Source organism: Vibrio sp. 10N.222.49.C9 (genome assembly GCF_041474985.1).
Lineage (GTDB): Bacteria > Pseudomonadota > Gammaproteobacteria > Enterobacterales > Vibrionaceae > Vibrio > Vibrio crassostreae_C.
Genome location: NZ_JBFRVD010001547.1, coordinates 1 through 309, shown reverse-complemented (window position 1 = coordinate 309; position 309 = coordinate 1). Strand labels below are relative to the sequence as shown.

The 309-nt window shown below is 40.5% G+C and carries 1 protein-coding gene; it reads right to left on the bottom strand.

The features are described from left to right. Nucleotides 1-156: cytochrome b (locus AB4585_RS29185; RefSeq protein WP_372172304.1), on the bottom strand; the 156-nt coding region annotated here is incomplete at its 3' end. Between the last annotated feature and the right edge of the window lie 153 nt (nucleotides 157-309).

Here is a 309-nt window from a genome sequence, read left to right as displayed (position 1 = left end):
CCAGAACGGCGCGGTTTGATACCACTCACTATAGTAGTTCAGATCGACCATCCACCAGCCCACAGCAAACATTCCAATGACGGTTACAGCAGAAATCCAGTGAATAATGCGAGCGGTGCGATTATAGGTTTTCAACGTACTACTCCTTTGCTCCATAAGTAACTCAGTCACTTAACCGTTTTCTTTATTTAACAACTAGACTACAAGATAGAGCTAGTATGCGCGAACTAAATAAAACTACGATTGGTTGAATTTGACAGACTTATTCAAAGAATTTGAAGGAACTCCGCAATTTACCTAAGCTTACAA